Origin of the sequence: Nocardioides gansuensis (assembly GCF_003076135.1) — a bacterium.
GTDB classification, from domain to species: domain Bacteria; phylum Actinomycetota; class Actinomycetes; order Propionibacteriales; family Nocardioidaceae; genus Nocardioides; species Nocardioides gansuensis.
Window position 1 is genome coordinate 424220 of the sequence record NZ_QDGZ01000005.1, and the last position, 17905, is coordinate 442124.

The following is a 17905-nucleotide window of genomic DNA, read 5'->3' on the forward strand; positions in this document are numbered from 1 at the left end:
CCATGGACCACGTCACCATCCCCGTCGTCGACCCGGGCAGTGCCGAAGGCGTGCTGTCCCTCCTCTGGCTCGTCATCGCGCTGCCCCTCGCGGGCGCGGCCGTCCTGCTCGTCGGTGGCCCGCTGGCCGGGGCGCGGGCCAAGGGCGCGATGGACCGCTGGGGCCCCTGGCTCGCCTGCACAGCAGTGGGCTGGTCCTTCCTCCTGAGCCTGGCGATGTTCTTCGCCCTGCTCGGCCACGACGCCGAGGAGCGCCAGGTCGGGCAGCACCTGTTCACCTGGTTCGAGGCCGGCTCGCTGCACGTCGGGATGGACCTCCTCTACGACCAGCTCTCCGCGCTCTTCCTGCTGCTGATCACCGGCGTCGGCTTCCTGATCCACGTCTACTCCGTGGGCTACATGGCGCACGACGCCCGTCGGCTCCGCTTCTTCGGCTACCTCAACCTGTTCGTCGCGGCGATGCTCGTCCTGGTCCTGTCGGCCAACTTCCTGGGCCTGTTCCTGGGCTGGGAGGGCGTCGGCCTCGCGTCGTACCTGCTCATCGGCTTCTGGCAGCACAAGCACTCCGCGGCCGCCGCGGCGAAGAAGGCGTTCGTCATCAACCGCGTCGGTGACATCGGGCTCTCGCTCGCGGTCGCGGTGATGTTCGCGACCTTCGGCACCACCGACTTCACCACGATCAGCGCGGTCGCCGGCGAGGCGAGCCAGGGCACGCTCAACGCCCTCGGCCTGCTGCTCCTGCTCGCCGCGTGCGGCAAGTCCGCCCAGGTGCCGCTGCAGGCCTGGCTGCTCGACGCCATGGAGGGCCCGACCCCGGTGTCGGCGCTGATCCACGCGGCGACCATGGTGACCGCGGGCGTCTACCTCATCACCCGCTCCAACTTCATCTACGAGCACACCCCGCTCGCGCAGACCGCCGTGGTCGTCGTCGCCACCGTCACGCTGCTCTGGGGCGCGATCCTGGGCTGCGCCAAGGACGACATCAAGAAGGCGCTCGCCGGCTCGACGATGAGCCAGATCGGCTACATGATGCTCGCGGCCGGCCTCGGCCCGGCGGGCTACCCGTTCGCGATCTTCCACCTGCTGACCCACGGGTTCTTCAAGGCCAACATGTTCCTGGGCGCCGGCTCGGTGATGCACGGGATGGACGACGACGTCGACATGCGCCACTACGGCGCGCTGCGCACCTACATGCCGGTCACCTTCCTCACGTTCGCCATGGGCTACCTCGCGATCATCGGCTTCCCGCTCTTCTCGGGCTTCTGGTCCAAGGACAAGATCATCGAGACCGCGCTCGCGGAGAACACCGTGGTCGGCCTCTGCGCCCTCCTCGGCGCCGGCATCACCGGCTTCTACATGACCCGCCTGATGCTGATGACCTTCTTCGGCGACAAGCGCTGGGAGCCCGGCGTGCACCCGCACGAGTCGCCGCAGGTGATGACCATCCCGCTGATCGTGCTCGCCGCGCTGTCGGTGCTCGGCGGTGTGATGATCATCGGCAGCTGGATCGTCGGGTGGCTCGAGCCGGTCACCGGCCACGCGGTCCACCCCGAGCCGCCGATCGCCCCGATCCTGGTCACCCTGCTGGTCGTCGCGGTCGTCGCGGTGGGGGTCGCGGCGGCCTGGTTCCTCATCGGCAGGCGCGACATCCCGCGGGAGGCGCCGGCCGAGGTCTCCTTCGCCACCCGTGCGGCTCGCTCCGACCTCTACGGCGACGCCATCAACGACGTCCTGGTCGTGCAGCCCGGCATGGGCCTGGCCCGTGGGCTGACCACGTTCGACCGGGCGGGCGTCGACGGCGTCGTCGAGGGCGGCTCGGCCGCCGTCGGAGGCATCTCCGGCACCCTGCGACGGGTCCAGAACGGCTTCGTCCGCTCCTACGCCCTCTCCCTCCTCGGCGGCGCCCTGCTCGTCGTCCTGGCCCTCCTGGCGGTGAATCTCGGATGACTGACCTCCCCTGGCTGACGATCCTGGTGCTGGTGCCCCTCGTGGGCGCCGTCGCCACGGCCCTCGCGCCGTCGTCGCTGTCGCGGAACCTGGGTCTCGCCACGTCGGGCCTGGCGCTGCTGGTCGGCGTCCTCGTCGCGACGCAGTACCAGCTCGACGGCGGCATGCAGCTGACCGAGACGCACGCGTGGATCGAGGCGCTGGGCGTGCACTGGGCCCTCGGCGTCGACGGGCTTGGCCTGCTGATGGTGCTGCTCACCGTCGTGCTGGTGCCGCTCGTGATCCTCGCGTCCTGGCGCGAGGCCGACGAGCCCGGCAACGGCGGGGTGAAGGGCTTCGTCGCCTGGGCGCTCGCGCTCGAGGCGATGTCGCTGGCCGTCTTCACCGCGACCGACGTCTTCCTCTTCTACGTCGTCTTCGAGGCGACCCTGATCCCGGCCTACTTCCTGATCGGCGGATTCGGCCGCGAGGGTCGCGGCCGGGCGGCCACCAAGTTCCTGATCTACCAGCTCGCCGGCGGCCTGGTGATGCTGGCCTCGGTGATCGGCCTCTACGTCGTCTCGGCCGACCAGGGCGCACCGACGTTCCTGCTCTCCGAGCTCGCCGCCCTCGAGATCGACCCGGTGACCCAGCGCTGGCTGTTCCTCGGCTTCTTCATCGCCTTCGCGATCAAGGCCCCGATGTTCCCGGTCCACACCTGGCTCGCCGACACCACCGAGAAGGCGACGACCGGCACCTCGGTCCTGCTCGTCTGCGTGCTCGACAAGATCGGCACGTTCGGCATGCTGCGCTTCTGCCTCGGCCTGCTGCCCGACGCCTCGCAGTGGGCCACTCCGGTGGTGGTCGCGCTGGCGCTGGTCTCGATCGTCTACGGCGCGCTGGTCGCGATCGGGCAGGACGACCTGCTGCGTCTCATCGGTCTGACCTCGCTGTCGCACTTCGGCTTCATCGTGCTCGGCATCTTCGTGTTCAGCAGCCAGGGTGCCGCCGGTTCGATCCTCTACATGGTCAACCACGGCATCGGCACCGCTGCGCTCTTCCTGGTTGCCGGCTTCCTGGTGCGGCGCACGGGCACCGCCTCGATCTCCGCGATGGGCGGGGTCGAGAAGGCCGCGCCGGTGCTGGCTGGCATCCTGCTCGTCGCCGCGCTCGCGGCCTGCGGCCTGCCCGGCCTCTCGCCGTTCGTCTCCGAGATGCTGGTGCTGATCGCGGCCTTCAACCACGCCTGGTGGGTGGGCGTCATCGCCGTCACCGCGATCGTGCTCGCCGCGGTCTACGCCCTGTGGGCCTACCAGCGCACCATGACGGGCCCGCCGCGACCCGAGGTGGAGGCAATCGCCGACCTCGACGCGCGTGAGGTCGGCACGCTCGCGCCGCTCGTCCTCGGACTGGTGCTCTTCGGGTTCTTCCCGATGCCGCTGCTCGACGTGATCAACCCGCACGTGACCGACACGCTCAGCCACGTCGGCGTCACCGACGAGCCGCCGGTCGTGACCACCGAGCCCGCCGCAGTCGAGGGAGGCCACCAGTGACCGAGTTCGTCAAGCCCGACGTCGCCTACTTCGAGCTCTGGCCGCTCCTCGTCGTCTTCGGCGTCGCCTGCCTGGGCGTGGTCGTCGAGGCCTTCGCCCCGCGCTCCGCCCGCTACATCACCCAGGCGCTGCTCACCCTCGCCGGCCTGGTGGCCGCCATGGCCGGAGTCGTCATGATCGGCCTCCGCTTCGCCGGCGACGGGGCGGCCGAGGACGGACTCGTCCACGGTGACGGAGCGGCGTACGGCCTGCTCTCGATCGGCGGCACGATCGTCGTCGACGGACCCACCCTGTTCCTCTGGGGCCTCCTGCTGGTCTTCGGGTTCCTCGGCGCCCTGCTCTTCGCCGAGCGCCACCTCGACGGCGGTGTCTCCGCGTTCGCGGGCCAGGCCGCGGCGCTCCCCGGCACCGACGCCGAGCGCGAGGCCTCCACCCGCGGGCTGGACCACACCGAGGTCTACCCGCTGCTGATGTTCGCGCTCTTCGGGATGATGCTGTTCCCGGCGGCCAACGACCTGCTCACCATGTTCGTGGCCCTCGAGATCCTCTCGCTCCCGCTCTACCTCCTCTGCGGGCTGGCCCGCCGCCGGCGCCTGCTGAGCCAGGAGGCCGCGCTCAAGTACTTCCTGCTGGGCGCCTTCTCCAGCGGCTTCTTCCTGTACGGCGCGGCGCTGGTCTACGGGTTCGCGGGCTCGATGGAGTTCGGCGCCATCAACGAGGCCGTCCGCAACGACGCCGCCAACTCCGGGATGCTCCTGGTCGGCATCGGCCTGCTGTCCGTCGGCCTGCTCTTCAAGGTCGGTGCCGCCCCGTTCCAGGCGTGGACCCCCGACGTCTACCAGGGCGCACCGACGCCCGTCACCGCGTTCATGGCCGCCGGCACCAAGGTGGCGGCCTTCGGCGCCATGCTGCGGCTCTTCTACGTCGCGTTCGGCGCCGACCGGTGGTCGTGGCAGCCGATGATGTGGGTGATCGCGGTGCTCACGATGCTGGTCGGCGCGGTCCTGGCCATCACCCAGACCGACGTGAAGCGTCTGCTGGCCTACTCCTCGGTGGCCCACACCGGCTTCATCCTCACCGGCCTGCTCGGGGTCCAGGCGACCGCCGACCTCGCGGTGGGGGAGATCAGCTCGCTGCAGGCGGTGCTGTTCTACCTCGCGACCTACGGCTTCTCCACCCTCGGTGCCTTCGCGGTCGTCAGCCTGGTGCGCGACTCCGGTGGCGAGGCCACGGCCCTGACCCGCTGGGCCGGGCTGGGCAAGGAGTCGCCGGTCGTGGCCGGCGTGTTCGCCTTCTTCCTGCTCGCGATGGCCGGCATCCCGCTCACGTCGGGCTTCGTCGGCAAGCTCGCCGTCTTCTCCGTCGCGCTCGCCGCGGGGGCGTGGCCGGTCGTCGTCTTCGCGGTGCTGGCCAGCATCGTGGCGGCCTTCCTCTACATCCGGGTGATCAAGGCGATGTACTTCGACGAGCCCGTCGGCGACGGTCCGACGGTCGCCTACCCGTCGGTGCTGACCGCCACCACGATCGCGATCGGTGCCGCCGCGACGCTCATGCTGGGCGTGCTTCCGGGCCCCCTGCTCGATCTCGCGGCCGTTGCAGGAGAATTCATCAGGTGACCGCACCTTTCGCGCCGGCGCTCGCCCTCCCCGTCCTCGACGAGGCACTCGCCCGCCGTCTCTCCGAGCGACTCGCCGTCGTCGAGGAGCTGCTGGCCGGACACTGCCGTGCCCGCACGGCGTACGTCTCCCAGGCCGCCTCGCACCTGATGGCGGCGGGGGGCAAGAGGTTCCGTCCGCTGCTGGTGCTGCTGGCGGCGGAGACCGGCCCGCACCCCGAGCGCGACGAGGTGCTCACCGCGGCGTGCGTCGTCGAGCTGACCCACGTGGCGTCGCTCTACCACGACGACGTGATGGACGAGGCGGACCTGAGGCGGGGCGCCGACACGGCCAACGCCCGGTGGGACAACAACACCGCGATCCTCACGGGGGACTTCCTCTTCGGCCGCTCCTCCGAGCTGACCGCCGACCTCGGCCCCGAGGCGGTGCGCATCCAGGCCCGGACGTTCACCCGGCTCGTCGAGGGCCAGATCCTCGAGACCGTGGCGCCCGAGCCGGGGGAGGACGCCCTGGCCCACTACCTCGAGGTGGTGGCCGGCAAGACCGGCTCGCTGATCGCCACGTCGGCGCGCTACGGCGCCATGTTCGCCGGGGCGCCGGCCGCGGTCGTCGAGGCCCTCACACGGTACGGCGAGATCGTCGGCTCGGCCTTCCAGCTCTCCGACGACATCCTCGACATCGCCTCCGACTCCGTGGAGTCCGGCAAGACCCCCGGCACCGACCTGCGGGAGGGCGTGCCGACGCTGCCGGTGCTGATGGCGCAGGCCTCGACGGACCCGGAGGACGCCCGGCTGCTGGAGCTGCTCGCCGCCGACCTCACCGACGACGAGCTGCACGCCGAGGCGCTCGGCCTGCTGCGCAAGCACCCCGCGATGGACGAGGCCCGCGCCTACGTCGTCGCCCGCGCGGAGGAGGCCAAGGCGCTGCTCGGGGCCCTCGAGCCCGGCCCGGTGCGCACCGCGCTCGAGGCCTTCGCGGACATCGTGGCGACCCGGTCCGCATAGCTGAAACGCCGGGTTGCTGCTTGTTCTACCCATGAAATTTGGGTGGTACAGCAGCTAGCCCGGCGTCACAGCGGGCGGGGAGAGGGCTGCGCGCAAGGTGCGGCGCCGGTGGCGGATCGCCTCGGCGGTGAGCACGGCCAGCGCCAGCCAGACCAGGCCGAAGCCGACCCAGCGCCCGGGCGGCATGTCCTCGTGGAACCAGAGCACCCCGAGCGCGAACTGGATGATCGGCGCGAGGTACTGCAGCAGCCCGAGCGACACCATCGAGACGCGGATCGCGGCGCCGCCGAAGAGGATCAGCGGCACGGCGGTCACGATGCCGGTGCTGACGAGCAGCGCCGTGTGGCCGGCACCCTCGGTGCCGAAGTGCGACGCGCCGGTGACGACCAGCCAGCCGACGTACGCCGCGGCGACAGGCGTCAGGAGCGCCGTCTCGATCGCGAGGCTCTCGACGGCCCCCACGCCGGCCTGCTTCTTCGCCAGCCCGTAGGTGCCGAACGAGAACGCCAGGATCAGCGCCACCCACGGCGGCCGGCCGTAGTCGACGGTGAGCACCACGGCCGCGAACCCCGCGATCCCCATGGCCACCCACTGCAGCGGCCGCAGCCGCTCGCGCAGGATCAGCACGCCCATCAGCACGGTGACGATCGGGTTGATGAAGTAGCCCAGCGACGACTCGACCACCCGCCCGTTGTTGACGCCCCAGATGTAGGTCGCCCAGTTGAACGAGATCGTCACCGCCGCCACGCACAGCAGCACCAGGGAACGGCGGTCGCGCACCGCGGCCCGCAGCGCCGTCGTACGCCGGAAGAGGGCGACCAGCGCGACCATCGTCAGCGCGGACCACACGACGCGGTGGGCGAGGATCTCGATGGCACCGGCCGGCTTGAGGAGCGTCCAGTAGAGCGGGAACAGGCCCCACAGCGAGTAGGCGCCAGCGCCGAGGAGGAGACCGCGGCGAGAGTCCTGCACCGGCCGAGCATAGTGGGCCTCCCCGGCGGGCCATGAACTACGATGCCCCAGTCCAGATCCACGTTCCGAGGGGGAACTCACATATGCGGACGATCCGCACGCTCGTCGTCGCCCTGCTGGCCGCTGTTCTCGGGCTCGGCGTCACGACCATCGCACCGGCCCACGCCGACAGCAGCCTGCCCAAGCGCGTCATCACCGAGGAGCCTCCCGGTGACCACCAGGTGACCTACAACGCCTTCAAGCTCAAGGGCAAGGTCGAGAACCCGGTCGTCGACGCCGCCGGCACGGTCACCTACACGCCGTACGCGGACAGCAAGATCCAACTGCAGAAGAAGGCCTGCAAGAAGTGCAACTGGCGCACGGTGAAGAAGTTCAGGACGGACGAGTCCGGGATCTACAAGACCCGCATCTACGCCCCCAAGTCCGGCCGCTGGAAGTGGCGCGTGAAGGTCAAGGGCAGCGACGGCTACGCCACCACCAAGGGCACCGCCTGGACGCTCTACTTCCGCTGAGCCTTCCCGGAGATCATCGAGGTCGCCTGCTGCCAGTGCGTGGCAGCGGGCGACCTCGATCTTCTCCGGCTCAGACGACCGTCCAGGTATCGCCGCCGCCGATCAGGGAGGCGAGCCGCGCCTGCGGGTCGGCACCCTCGCCCTGGGCGGTCGTGATCTGCGCGCGTGCCGCGTCGTCGTACGTCGGCCGCTCGACCTGCCGGAAGATGCCGATCGGCGAGGTGTTGAGGTAGCCGGCGTCGGTGAGGCGGGACAGGGCGAACGCCGTCGACGGGTCGGGGCTGTGCGCATCGTGGACCAGGATGTCGGCCTCGTCGACCCCGCTGGCGGCGACGACCTTCACCCCGCCCGTGCCGGCGTCGCGGACGAGGACCTTCGAGCCACGCCCGTCCTCGAGGGGAGCGCCGAACCGGATCTGCTCGCCGTGGACGAGCGGGATGATCGCGTCGGCCTTGGTGTCCGCGCCCTTGAGCGCGTCGAACGCGCCGTCGTTGAAGATCGGGCAGTTCTGGTAGATCTCGACGAACGAGGTGCCCCGGTGGGCGGCGGCCGCGGACAGCACCGACGTGAGGTGCTTGCGATCGGAGTCGATGGTGCGGGCCACGAAGCTGCCCTCGGCGCCCAGCGCCAGCGAGACCGGGTTGAACGGGTGGTCGACCGAGCCCATCGGGGTGGACTTGGTGACCTTGCCGGCCTCGGAGGTGGGGGAGTACTGGCCCTTGGTCAGGCCGTAGATCCGGTTGTTGAACAGCAGGATCGTCATGTTGACGTTGCGGCGCAGGGCGTGGATCAGGTGGTTGCCGCCGATCGACAGCGCGTCGCCGTCGCCGGTGACGACCCACACCGAGAGGTCCTCGCGGGCCGTGGCGATGCCGGTGGCGATCGACGGTGCGCGGCCGTGGATCGAGTGCATGCCGTAGGTGTCGAGGTAGTAGGGGAACCGCGACGAGCAGCCGATGCCGGAGACGAAGACGATGTTCTCCCGGCGCAGGCCCAGCTCGGGCAGGAAGCCCTGGACGGCCTTGAGGACCGCGTAGTCGCCGCAGCCCGGGCACCAGCGCACCTCCTGGTCGGAGGTGTAGTCCTTGCCGGTCTGCGGAGCGTCGGTGGTGGGGACCAGCTCGACCCCGGAGTGAAGGCCGGGCAGGCCAAGGTCGGCAGTCACGCGATCTCCTCCTTCGTTGCGGGGGTCAGGTCGACCTCGATGCCTTCGGCCTCGGCCACGAGCCCGCCGATGACGTCCGCGAGGACGGCGGCCTTCAGCGGCAGGCCGCGGACCTCGTTGTAGCCGACGACGTCGACGAGGTACTTCGCGCGCAGCAGCAGGGAGAGCTGGCCGAGGTTCATCTCGGGGACCAGGACCTTGTCATAGCGGCTCAGGATGTCGCCGAGGTCGCGGGGGAACGGGTTGAGGTGGCGCAGGTGGGTCTGGGCCACGTGGTAGCCGGCCTTGCGCACGCGTCGTACGCCGGCTCCGATGGGGCCGTAGGTCGAGCCCCAGCCGAGCACGAGGACCTTCGCCTGGCCGGACGGGTCGTCGACCTCGAGCGGCGGGAGCGCCTCGGCGATCCGGTCAACCTTGGCCTGGCGGGTGCGGACCATGAAGTCGTGGTTGGCCGGGTCGTAGGAGATGTTGCCGTGGCCGTCGCCCTTCTCGAGGCCGCCGATGCGGTGCTCGAGACCCGGCGTGCCGGGGATGGCCCACGGACGGGCGAGGGTCGCTTCCTCCCGCTGGTAGGGGAGGAACTCCTCGCCCTCGGGCAGCGGCTCGGCGAAGTCGGGGTCGATCGTCGGCAGCTCGTCGACGCCGGGGATGCGCCAGGGCTCGGAGCCGTTGGCGAGGTAGCCGTCGGAGAGCAGCATCACGGGCGTGCGGTAGGTGATGGCGATCCGGGCCGCCTCGAGGGCCGCCCCGAAGCAGTCGCCGGGGGACTGGGGCGCCACGATCGGCACCGGAGCCTCGCCGTTGCGGCCGAACATCGCCTGGAGCAGGTCGGCCTGCTCGGTCTTGGTTGGCAGGCCGGTGGACGGCCCGCCGCGCTGGACGTCGATGACGAGCAGGGGCAGCTCGGTCATCACCGCCAGGCCGATCGCCTCGGACTTGAGCGCGATGCCCGGGCCTGACGTGGTCGTGACGCCCAGGTGGCCCGCGAACGCCGCGCCGATCGCCGCGCCGATGCCCGCGATCTCGTCCTCGGCCTGGAAGGTCGTGACGCCGAAGGCCTTGTGCTTGCTCAGCTCGTGCAGGATGTCGGAGGCCGGAGTGATCGGGTAGGACCCGAGGAAGACCGGCAGGCCCGACTGCACCCCGCTGGCGACGAGGCCGTAGGCGAGCGCGAGGTTGCCGGTGATGTTGCGGTAGGTGCCGGGCGCCATCGGCGCGGGCTTGACCTCGTAGCGGACCACGAAGGTCTCGGTGGTCTCGCCGAAGTTCCAGCCCGACTTGAACGCCGTGATGTTGGCGTCGCGGATGTCGGGGACCTTGGCGAAGCGCTTCTCCAGGAAGGAGACGGTCGGGTCCGTGGGCCGGCCGTACATCCACGACAGGAGGCCGAGGGCGAACATGTTCTTGGCCCGGGCGGCGTCCTTGCGGGACAGGCCGAACTCCTTGACCGCCTCGACCGTCATGCCGGTGAGGTCGACCTTGTGCAGCGCGAACTCCGACAGCGAGTCGTCCTCCAGCGGGTTGGCCTGGTAGCCCGCCTTGGTGAGGTTGCGCGCGGTGAAGTCGTGCGTGTCCACGATGATGGTCGCACCCTTGGGCAGGTCGCCGAGGTTGGCCCGCAGGGCGGCGGGGTTCATCGCCACCAGCACGTCGGGAGCGTCGCCGGCGGTGAGGATGTCGTGGTCGGCGAAGTGCACCTGGAACGACGAGACGCCCGGCAGCGTTCCCTGGGGGGCGCGGATCTCGGCGGGGAAGTTGGGCAGCGTCACCAGGTCGTTGCCGAAGACGGCCGACTCCTGGGTGAACCGGTCACCCGTGAGCTGCATGCCGTCGCCGGAGTCCCCCGCGAACCGGATGATGACGCGGTCGAGCTGCTTGACCTGCTTGGTCACTGGGGTGTCACCTCACGCGTGCTCCTGCCCGCCACCACTTCGGCTGGGCGCGTTGCCTCGGACGTTCGATCGTAGCCCGCGGAGCGCGGCGACGACGGGTCACCCGGGGAGTGGACGCGTGAGGGACGACACGCCGGGGAGTTGCAGCCTTCCTCCAATAGTGCAGTAACCTGCTCGACATTCGTTAAAAACTCCCCATTGGGGACCGTCCAGGAGGACCACATGACCAACCAGAAAAGGAGCCGCGGGCTCCTCGCCGGCCTCGCAATGACCGGACTGGTGGCCCTGACCGCCTGCTCCGCGCAGGGCGTCGACGCGACCGCTGCAAGCGGTGACGGGGCCGGCGGCACGACGCTCAGCGTGGCCGGCTTCTCGGTGCTCGAGGCAGCCAACGAGCCCGTCTTCGAGGGCTTCGCCGCGACCGAGGAAGGCAAGGACGTCGCCATCACCACGTCGTACGGCGCATCCGGCGACCAGTCGCGCGCGGTCGAGGGCGGCCTCGACGCGGACCTCGTCCACTTCTCGCTCGAGCCCGACATCCAGCGCCTCGTCGACGCCGGCCTGGTCGAGGACACGTGGAAGGACAACGAGACCAAGGGCATCGTCACCTCGTCGGTCGTCTCCTTCGTCGTCCGCGACGGCAACCCGCTCGGCATCAAGGGCTGGGACGACCTGGTGAAGCCGGGTGTCGAGATCGTCACGCCCAACCCGGCCTCGTCGGGCTCGGCGAAGTGGAACGTCCTGGCCGCCTGGGGTCACGCACTCCAGGCCGGCGGCACCGACGCGGACGCCGAGGCGTTCGTGAAGAAGTTCCTCGAGAACACCATCGCCCTCCCGGGCTCGGCCCGCGAGGCCACCACGGCCTTCTCCGAGGGCAACGGCGACGTGCTGATCTCCTACGAGAACGAGGCCATCCTCGCGATCGAGAACGGCGAGCCGTTCGACTACATCGTGCCCGACGACACGCTGCTCATCGAGAACCCGGCCGCCGTCACCACGGACGCGCCGGTGGAGGCGCAGGCCCTCTTCGACTACCTGCTGACCCCGGAGGCCCAGGCTGCCTACGCGCAGTCCGGCTTCCGTCCCGTGGTGGACGGGGTCGAGCTCCCGGAGATCCCGGGGGCCAACGATCCCGCCGACCCGTTCCCGACGCCCGGGACCCTGCTCACCGTCGACGAGGACTTCGGCGGCTGGGCGGAGGCCAACTCCCGCTTCTTCGACGAGGAGGAGGGCATCATCACCAGGCTCCAGGTGGAGACGGGGACGGACGGATGAGCTCGGCATCCGCCACAGCCGTGGCCCGGCCGGCGCGTCTGCGCCGGCCGGGCTCCGGCGTCCGGCCCACCAGCCTGACGCCGACGTCCTCGCTCAGCCTGGGCATCGCGGTCACCTGGTTCAGCCTGCTCGTGCTGATCCCGCTCTCCGCGCTCGTGGTCACCGCGGCGGGAGGCGGCTGGGACGCCTACGCGCGCGCCCTGACCAACGGGCAGACGTGGGCCGCGATCCAGCTGACGGTCGGCCAGGCGTTGCTCGTCACCGGCGTCAACGTGGTGATCGGCACCGTCATCGCCTGGGTTCTCGTCCGGGACCAGTTCTTCGGCAAGCGCGTGCTCGACGTGGTCATCGACATCCCGTTCGCGCTCCCGACGATCGTCGCGGGCCTGGTCCTGCTGAGCCTCTACGGCGTGAACAGCCCGATCGGGCTCCACTGGGCGAACACCGAGCGCGCCGTGCTGCTCGCCTTCGCCTTCGTGACCCTGCCCTTCGTCGTACGCACTGTGCAGCCCGTGCTCGAGGAGCTCGACCACGACGTCGAGGAGGCGGCCGCCTCGCTGGGGGCGTCTAGGCTGACGACGTTCCGGCGGGTCATCCTCCCCAGCCTGGTGCCGGCGATCGCCGCCGGTGCGGCGCTGTCCTTCGCGCGGGCCATCTCGGAGTACGGCTCCCTGGTGCTGCTGTCGGGCAACCTGCCTTTCCGCACCGAGGTGGTCTCCGTGCGCGTGCTGAGCTTCATCGAGGGCGGCAACACCGCGGCTGCCGCGGCGCTGGCCTCGCTCATGCTCGCGGTCGCGCTGCTGGTGATCGTCGCGCTCGACCTCGTCCAGCGAAGGGTGGCCCGCCGTGGTTGAGCCGTCCTCCCTCGTGCGCTGGGGACTGCGCCTGCTGGCCCTCGGCTACGTCTTCTTCCTCGTCGCCTGGCCGGTGGCGCTCGTGGTGCAACACACGTTCGCCGACGGGCTCACCACGCTGACCGAGACGCTGACCGACCCGTCCGTCCAGTACGCCCTGACCCTGACGCTGCAGGTCGCGTTCTGGGCGGTGCTGATCAACCTCGTCTTCGGGGTGACGATCTCGCTGCTGCTGGTGCGCCACGAGTTCCCGGGCAAGAGGGTGCTGTCGGCGCTGATCGACGTCCCGCTGTCGGTCTCCCCGGTCGTCGTCGGCTTGGCCCTGCTGCTGGTCTACAACGGCCGCACCGGCTGGTTCGGCCCGTCCCTGGAGGCCGCCGGCTGGCAGGTGATCTTCGACGTCCCCGGCATGGTGATGGCGACGGCGTTCGTCGCGCTGCCGCTGGTGATCCGCGAGGTCGTGCCCGTGCTCACCGAGATCGGCGACGACCAGGAGCAGGCCGCCCGCAGCCTCGGGGCCTCGGGCCGCCAGACCTTCCTGCGCATCACCCTGCCCAGCATCAAGTGGGCGGTCGTGTACGGCGTGGTGCTGAGCCTGGCGCGCTCGCTGGGCGAGTTCGGCGCGGTCAAGATCGTCTCCGGCAACCTCACCGATCGCACCCAGACCGCGACCCTCGTCGTCGAGCAGAAGTACCAGAACTTCGAGCAGTCGACCGCCTATGCGACGTCGTTCGTGCTGGCCGCCGTCTCCGTCCTCTGCATCGTCGTCGTCTCCCTCCTCCGACCCAAGGAAGCCTCCGCATGAGCATCGAGATCTCCGGCGTCACCAAGCGATTCGGCGACTTCGTCGCCCTCGAAGACGTCAACGTGTCCCTGCCCACCGGCCAGCTGACCGCCCTGCTCGGCCCGTCTGGCGGCGGCAAGTCGACGCTGCTGAGGATCATCGCCGGCCTGGAGACACCCGACACCGGCACCGTGGCCATCGAGGGCGTCGACGCGACCCGGCTGCCACCCCGCAAGCGCAACGTCGGCTTCGTCTTCCAGCACTACGCCGTCTTCAAGCACATGACCGTCGCGAAGAACGTCGCCTTCGGACTCGAGATCAGGAAGCGGCCGAAGGTCGAGGTCGCCGAGCGGGTCGACGAGCTGCTCCGGCTGGTGCACCTCTCCCAGTTCGCCCACCGGCTGCCGTCCCAGCTCTCCGGCGGCCAGCGCCAGCGGATGGCCCTCGCTCGGGCGCTGGCGGTGGAGCCCACCGTGCTGCTCCTCGACGAGCCGTTCGGGGCGCTCGACGCGAAGGTCCGCAAGGAGCTGCGCGAATGGCTGCGCCACCTCCACGACGAGGTGCCCGTGACGACGGTGTTCGTGACCCATGACCAGGAGGAGGCCATGGAGGTGGCGGACGAGATCGTGGTGATCAACGAGGGCCGCGTGGAGCAGGTCGGCTCGCCCGACGAGCTCTACGACCTGCCGGCCAACGACTTCGTGATGTCGTTCCTCGGCGAGGTGACCACGCTCGGCGGTACCCAGGTGCGCCCGCACGACGTCGACGTGGCTACCGCGCCCCGGGCCGCCGGCGCGATCGAGGGCACCATCGCGCGGATGCTGCGCATCGGCTTCGAGGTGCGGCTCACCGTGCTGACCGTCGCCGGTGAGGAGGTCTCCGTGGTGCTCACGCGCACGCACGCGCGTGGCCTCGGGCTCGAGGAAGGGGCGACCGTCTGGCTCACCCCCGCGCCCGGCGCGACCGTCGTACCAGCCATGCGGCCGCTCGCCGTCTGACGGGAGGGCGGTGGGCCTGCAACCGTTCTCCGCGCTGCGACGGTTGCTCTCGCACCGCCCGTACGGCGTGCCGCGGGGACACGCCGTACGGGCGGTGACGGAGCAACCTTCTGCTCGAGGGAGACTCTTCCTCACCGCCCGAGGGGAGCGGCCGGCGCGGTCAGCGGTAGTTGGTGAACTGCACCGCGAAGTCGTAGTCCTGCTCCTTGACCAGCCGCTGCACGGCCTGCAGGTCGTCGCGCTTCTTGCTGGAGACACGCAGCTCGTCGCCCTGGATCTGTGCCTTGACGCCCTTGGGGCCCTCGTCGCGGATCAGCTTGGTGATCTTCTTGGCGTTCTCCGAGCTGATGCCCTCCTTGAGGGCGATCGAGATCTTGGACTGCTGGCCCGACTGGCGGGGCTCCGAGGCGTCGAGGATCTTGAGGCTCTGCTGGCGCTTGATGAGCTTGTCCTTGAAGACGTCCAGCACGGCGTTGGCGCGGTCGTCGGCCGAGGCGGAGATCTCGATGGCGTGCTCGCCCTGCCACTCGATGGTGGCGCCGGTGCCCTTGAAGTCGAAGCGGGTGGCGATCTCGCGCGCCGTCTGCCCCAGCGCGTTGTCGACCTCCTGGCGGTCGATCTTGCTCACGATGTCGAAGCTGGAGTCAGCCATGCTGCATCCTTCCGTGCCGGTGGCGGCATTTTTTTCACGGGTGGGGCCTGCGCTATTGTTTCGTCTCGTTGCCGACTCGCTCAACCGGGTCGGACAGCACCCGGCAGGTTGCCCGAGCGGCCAATGGGAGCGGACTGTAAATCCGTCGGCTTTGCCTTCGAAGGTTCGAATCCTTCACCTGCCACATCAGGGAAAATCGGCCCCTGACCAGCGGAAACGTTGGTCAGGGGCCGTTTCGCGTCGTCCGGCTGCGTCCGGCCCAAACCGGCTGTCTACGGGTGTCCGTGTCATATACGTGTCAGCGTTTCGCCCCGGGTGTACGTCACCACAGGGGCAGCTGGCCGCCGTCGGGGCCCGACTTCGAACGCTCTTGTAGCGGATCGGGGACGTTGGGAGGAGTGGTCGCCGGTCGCAGCATCTCGTCGACGGCGCGCCGGCTGCGGTCCTGTTGCCCGGTGACTGGCTTGCTGTAGACCTTGAGGAGCACGTTCGTGCTGTGGCCTGCCTGCTCAGCGATCTCGGCCGGAGAGACGCCGGCGGCGAGCCATGTGGAGACGTAGGCGTGCCGTAGGTCGTATGGGCGACGGGCGAGCGGGCCGTCGTACTCGGCGGGCGTGAGGACAGCCCTGCGGGCGCGATCCCACGCGCGGTAGACGGTGTTCATGCTGACCGTCACCTCGTACGGCGGGGCGATGGGATGTCCGGCCTTGCCGGTGCGGGCGACGAACAGGTGGCCGTGGATGCCGCTGGCGAAGGTGTCGAGGTGGCGGCGCAGGGTGTCGACGAGCTCGGGCGGAGCGGGCACGTATCTGACCGTGCCGGGTGCGCGGTGCTTGAGCGGGCGGTCTTGGCGTTTGCTGTCGTCGTCGGTCCACGCGGGAGCAGTTGATTGTTGGGACCCTGTGATGATGAGCTCACCCCATCCGCTTGCCGGGAGTCGCAGGTCGTCCACGGTCAGGCCGAGGGCCTCGGCGGGCCGGAGGCCTGCGTAGTAGAGGCATGCGAAGAAGGCCTCGAGTGCGGGGTTGCTCTGTCGTACGGCTGTGAGCAGAGCCGTGGCCTGTTCCGGGCTCACGACCGACCGCCGGTCGACGGCAGCGCTGGCTGGAGTGCGCCGGAGATGGAGGTTTCGGAGCGGGTTGACGGTCAGGTGGCCTTCCTCGACGGCTGCATCGAGGGCGTTGTGGAGGACGGCTCGCTTGCGCGCCAATGTCGCCGCGGCGGCGGGCTTGCCATCGAGGCGTCGTCCCAGCCGTTCGACGACGCGGCGGACGGTGGTGGCCTGGCCGAGATCGGTGATGGGGACGCTGTTGCGGGTGAGCCAGGCAATCACTGGCTCGTCAGCGGGGGCCGCGTCTCGGGTGGGATTGAAGGCGACTCGAAGCAGAACCGAGCGCAACATCTGCCAATCCGCCTCCGGAGCACCGGCCGCGGCCGTGAGCTCCAGTGTGGCGTCCGTGAGCGTCTCCGCGATCCCGCGCCGATGGTTCGGAGAGACCTGGGGCCACTTGTTGCGGGCGTAGGAGACGGCATGCTCGAACCAGCTGATCGGCTGGTGCTCATGTGCGAGCACCTCGGGCAATCCGTTGTCGACGTCGAAAGGTCTCCCATGGCGGACGGAGGTGAGCAGCTCGGCGCGGAAGCCGTCCGCAAGCTTGGACGTCGCGAAGGTTCTGCGGAAGCGCTTGCCGGCCACCGCCCAGCGGACTCCGTACGTCGTCCCGCGCGTGCCTCTGAGCGTCTGGATGCTCCACACCCTGACGTCGAAGCTCGATCGTCGCTCGTTCACGACGACTCCAGATGTGCGGCGACCCAGGCGTCGAGCTCGCCCTCGCGGACGCGGATCTGGCCGTTGGGCAGGACGACGCACGGCGGCGCCTTGTGTGCCTGGCGCCAGTCGTAGAACGTGGAGCGGGAGATGCCGAGGTGGTCGCAGACCTCTGTCATCGTGAGGAGGCGCTCGCTGCCGCGCTGGGCGGCCCGGGACGGTAGGGAAGTAGTCATGCCCGAAAAGGCAACTGGCAAGGGAACGAACCGGACACAGCCGGACGGGAACCTGTGTCCGCGTCGAGCCGCCTACTCGGGCCGCGGGGACATTGCCTCGGCCAGGGCGACCAAGGCGACCTGCACGTCGGAGTATTCGGGCTGGTCGAGCACGCCATCGTCCAACGCCCTACGGACGATCTCGAGAACCGACGCCACGGCGCTGGGCGAGTCGAGTACCGCCATGATGCACTCGTGCAGGGAGTGGGCATTCGCTGCGGCCGGTTGGACTGGAGGCCGCGTGGGCTGCGCTGTGGCCGGGGGTGTCGGCGCTGTTTTCCTAGCACGATAGGCCCGCTGCCGGCACGCGTTGGAGCACCAGATCCGCTCCCGGCCGGTGTTGCCCGAGTCCGGGAGCACGGTTGGTAGGGGCTTCCCGCAGCGCCGGCATATGGCCGCCGGTGTGGCCTTGAGCCAATCCAGCATGAGCCGCTCGTCGCGCGCCTGTCTCGCTCGCTCCAGGCGCCGGTTCGGGCTCTCCATGGGGGTCAATCTACGCGGGGAGCGTTACGTAGCGTTACGAAAACCCCGACAGTGGGCCCCTATGTTGCAAGGGGTCTGTGCCGGCCTATTGGAGTTAGCCTGTGTGGCAGGTGGGTGCGGGCGAACGCTTGAGCGAAGAGCGGGCTCGAGGCTGGAAGGTCCGTCACGCCGCTGGCT

General features: G+C 69.9%; 16 protein-coding genes and 1 tRNA gene. 10 read left to right on the top strand and 7 right to left on the bottom strand.

The genetic code is table 11. From position 1 onward, the window contains the following. Positions 1-2: 2 nt before the first annotated feature. The 4 genes from nuoL to DDE18_RS13900 are packed head-to-tail and all read left to right on the top strand — an operon-like array spanning position 3 to position 6098. Positions 3-1946, top strand: a complete 1944-nt coding sequence (nuoL, locus tag DDE18_RS13885) for an NADH-quinone oxidoreductase subunit L (protein ID WP_116572836.1) — start codon at positions 3-5, stop codon at positions 1944-1946. Further along, positions 1943-3478 carry an NADH-quinone oxidoreductase subunit M gene (locus DDE18_RS13890; protein WP_116572837.1) on the top strand — a complete coding sequence of 512 codons (1536 nt, stop codon included), beginning with the start codon at positions 1943-1945 and terminating at the stop codon, positions 3476-3478. The genes nuoL and DDE18_RS13890 overlap by 4 nt, the downstream gene beginning before the upstream one ends. Next, positions 3475-5094 (top strand): NADH-quinone oxidoreductase subunit NuoN, encoded by a 1620-nt coding sequence (gene nuoN / locus DDE18_RS13895; RefSeq protein ID WP_116572838.1) that lies wholly within the window; start codon positions 3475-3477, stop codon positions 5092-5094. Before DDE18_RS13890 ends, nuoN begins: the two co-directional genes overlap by 4 nt. Further along, complete coding sequence (locus tag DDE18_RS13900; protein WP_211754547.1) at positions 5091-6098, top strand: polyprenyl synthetase family protein; 1008 nt, start codon at positions 5091-5093, stop codon at positions 6096-6098. The genes nuoN and DDE18_RS13900 overlap by 4 nt, the downstream gene beginning before the upstream one ends. Positions 6099-6152: 54 nt before the next feature. On the opposite strand, the gene rarD is transcribed toward DDE18_RS13900, so the two are convergent. Further along, entirely contained in the window at positions 6153-7070 is a 918-nt protein-coding gene (gene rarD, locus DDE18_RS13905) for an EamA family transporter RarD (protein ID WP_116572839.1), read from the bottom strand. Between the two features lie 83 nt (positions 7071-7153). Here rarD and DDE18_RS13910 point away from each other — a divergent pair, with 83 nt between their 5' ends. Further along, a complete protein-coding gene (locus tag DDE18_RS13910; RefSeq protein WP_116572840.1) occupies positions 7154-7582 on the top strand; it encodes a hypothetical protein in 429 nt (142 codons plus the stop codon). 70 nt (positions 7583-7652) lie between these two features. On the opposite strand, the gene DDE18_RS13915 is transcribed toward DDE18_RS13910, so the two are convergent. Next, positions 7653-8747 (bottom strand): 2-oxoacid:ferredoxin oxidoreductase subunit beta, encoded by a 1095-nt coding sequence (locus DDE18_RS13915; RefSeq protein WP_116572841.1) that lies wholly within the window; start codon positions 8745-8747, stop codon positions 7653-7655. Beyond that, on the bottom strand, positions 8744-10573 hold the full coding sequence (locus DDE18_RS13920) for a 2-oxoacid:acceptor oxidoreductase subunit alpha (protein WP_245916707.1): 1830 nt from the start codon (positions 10571-10573) through the stop codon (positions 8744-8746). Before DDE18_RS13920 ends, DDE18_RS13915 begins: the two co-directional genes overlap by 4 nt. A 288-nt stretch (positions 10574-10861) precedes the next feature. Between DDE18_RS13920 and DDE18_RS13925 the strand changes: the two genes are divergently transcribed. From DDE18_RS13925 to DDE18_RS13940, 4 genes are read left to right on the top strand one after another with little or no spacing between them, the layout of a single operon-like run. Beyond that, a complete protein-coding gene (locus DDE18_RS13925; RefSeq protein ID WP_245916699.1) occupies positions 10862-11914 on the top strand; it encodes a sulfate ABC transporter substrate-binding protein in 1053 nt (350 codons plus the stop codon). Next, positions 11911-12768 carry a sulfate ABC transporter permease subunit CysT gene (gene cysT / locus DDE18_RS13930; protein ID WP_116572844.1) on the top strand — a complete coding sequence of 286 codons (858 nt, stop codon included), beginning with the start codon at positions 11911-11913 and terminating at the stop codon, positions 12766-12768. Before DDE18_RS13925 ends, cysT begins: the two co-directional genes overlap by 4 nt. Continuing rightward, the gene (locus tag DDE18_RS13935; RefSeq protein ID WP_116572845.1) at positions 12761-13573 is read left to right on the top strand and encodes a sulfate ABC transporter permease subunit; all 813 of its coding nucleotides are present in this window, start codon (positions 12761-12763) and stop codon (positions 13571-13573) included. Before cysT ends, DDE18_RS13935 begins: the two co-directional genes overlap by 8 nt. Continuing rightward, complete coding sequence (locus tag DDE18_RS13940) at positions 13570-14550, top strand: sulfate/molybdate ABC transporter ATP-binding protein (RefSeq protein WP_116572846.1); 981 nt, start codon at positions 13570-13572, stop codon at positions 14548-14550. Before DDE18_RS13935 ends, DDE18_RS13940 begins: the two co-directional genes overlap by 4 nt. A 160-nt stretch (positions 14551-14710) precedes the next feature. Here DDE18_RS13940 and DDE18_RS13945 read toward each other — a convergent pair whose 3' ends face one another. Then, entirely contained in the window at positions 14711-15202 is a 492-nt protein-coding gene (locus DDE18_RS13945) for a YajQ family cyclic di-GMP-binding protein (RefSeq protein WP_116572847.1), read from the bottom strand. Positions 15203-15304: 102 nt separating this feature from the next. Between DDE18_RS13945 and DDE18_RS13950 the strand changes: the two genes are divergently transcribed. Next, a tRNA-Tyr gene (locus tag DDE18_RS13950) sits at positions 15305-15386 on the top strand. 138 nt (positions 15387-15524) lie between these two features. Here the strand turns inward: DDE18_RS13950 and DDE18_RS13955 are convergent. The 3 genes from DDE18_RS13955 to DDE18_RS22990 all read right to left on the bottom strand — a co-directional run bounded on the left by DDE18_RS13955 (position 15525) and on the right by DDE18_RS22990 (position 17431). Then, positions 15525-16991 carry a tyrosine-type recombinase/integrase gene (locus DDE18_RS13955; RefSeq protein ID WP_116572848.1) on the bottom strand — a complete coding sequence of 489 codons (1467 nt, stop codon included), beginning with the start codon at positions 16989-16991 and terminating at the stop codon, positions 15525-15527. Beyond that, entirely contained in the window at positions 16988-17206 is a 219-nt protein-coding gene (locus DDE18_RS13960) for a helix-turn-helix transcriptional regulator (protein WP_116572849.1), read from the bottom strand. The genes DDE18_RS13955 and DDE18_RS13960 overlap by 4 nt, the downstream gene beginning before the upstream one ends. A 72-nt stretch (positions 17207-17278) precedes the next feature. After that, a complete protein-coding gene (locus tag DDE18_RS22990; protein ID WP_165821154.1) occupies positions 17279-17431 on the bottom strand; it encodes a hypothetical protein in 153 nt (50 codons plus the stop codon). Between the last annotated feature and the right edge of the window lie 474 nt (positions 17432-17905).

What these genes read in the sequence shown, in the direction of transcription:
- nuoL (WP_116572836.1), top strand. Translation starts at nt 3, where the DNA reads ATGGACCACGTCACCATCCCCGTCGTCGACCCGGGCAGTGCCGAAGGC.
- DDE18_RS13890 (WP_116572837.1), top strand. Translation starts at nt 1,943, where the DNA reads ATGACTGACCTCCCCTGGCTGACGATCCTGGTGCTGGTGCCCCTCGTG.
- DDE18_RS13910 (WP_116572840.1), top strand. Translation starts at nt 7,154, where the DNA reads ATGCGGACGATCCGCACGCTCGTCGTCGCCCTGCTGGCCGCTGTTCTC.
- DDE18_RS13920 (WP_245916707.1), bottom strand. Translation starts at nt 10,573, where the DNA reads ATGCAGCTCACGGGTGACCGGTTCACCCAGGAGTCGGCCGTCTTCGGC.
- DDE18_RS13925 (WP_245916699.1), top strand. Translation starts at nt 10,862, where the DNA reads ATGACCAACCAGAAAAGGAGCCGCGGGCTCCTCGCCGGCCTCGCAATG.
- cysT (WP_116572844.1), top strand. Translation starts at nt 11,911, where the DNA reads ATGAGCTCGGCATCCGCCACAGCCGTGGCCCGGCCGGCGCGTCTGCGC.
- DDE18_RS13940 (WP_116572846.1), top strand. Translation starts at nt 13,570, where the DNA reads ATGAGCATCGAGATCTCCGGCGTCACCAAGCGATTCGGCGACTTCGTC.
- DDE18_RS13945 (WP_116572847.1), bottom strand. Translation starts at nt 15,202, where the DNA reads ATGGCTGACTCCAGCTTCGACATCGTGAGCAAGATCGACCGCCAGGAG.
- DDE18_RS13960 (WP_116572849.1), bottom strand. Translation starts at nt 17,206, where the DNA reads ATGACTACTTCCCTACCGTCCCGGGCCGCCCAGCGCGGCAGCGAGCGC.
- DDE18_RS22990 (WP_165821154.1), bottom strand. Translation starts at nt 17,431, where the DNA reads ATGGCGGTACTCGACTCGCCCAGCGCCGTGGCGTCGGTTCTCGAGATC.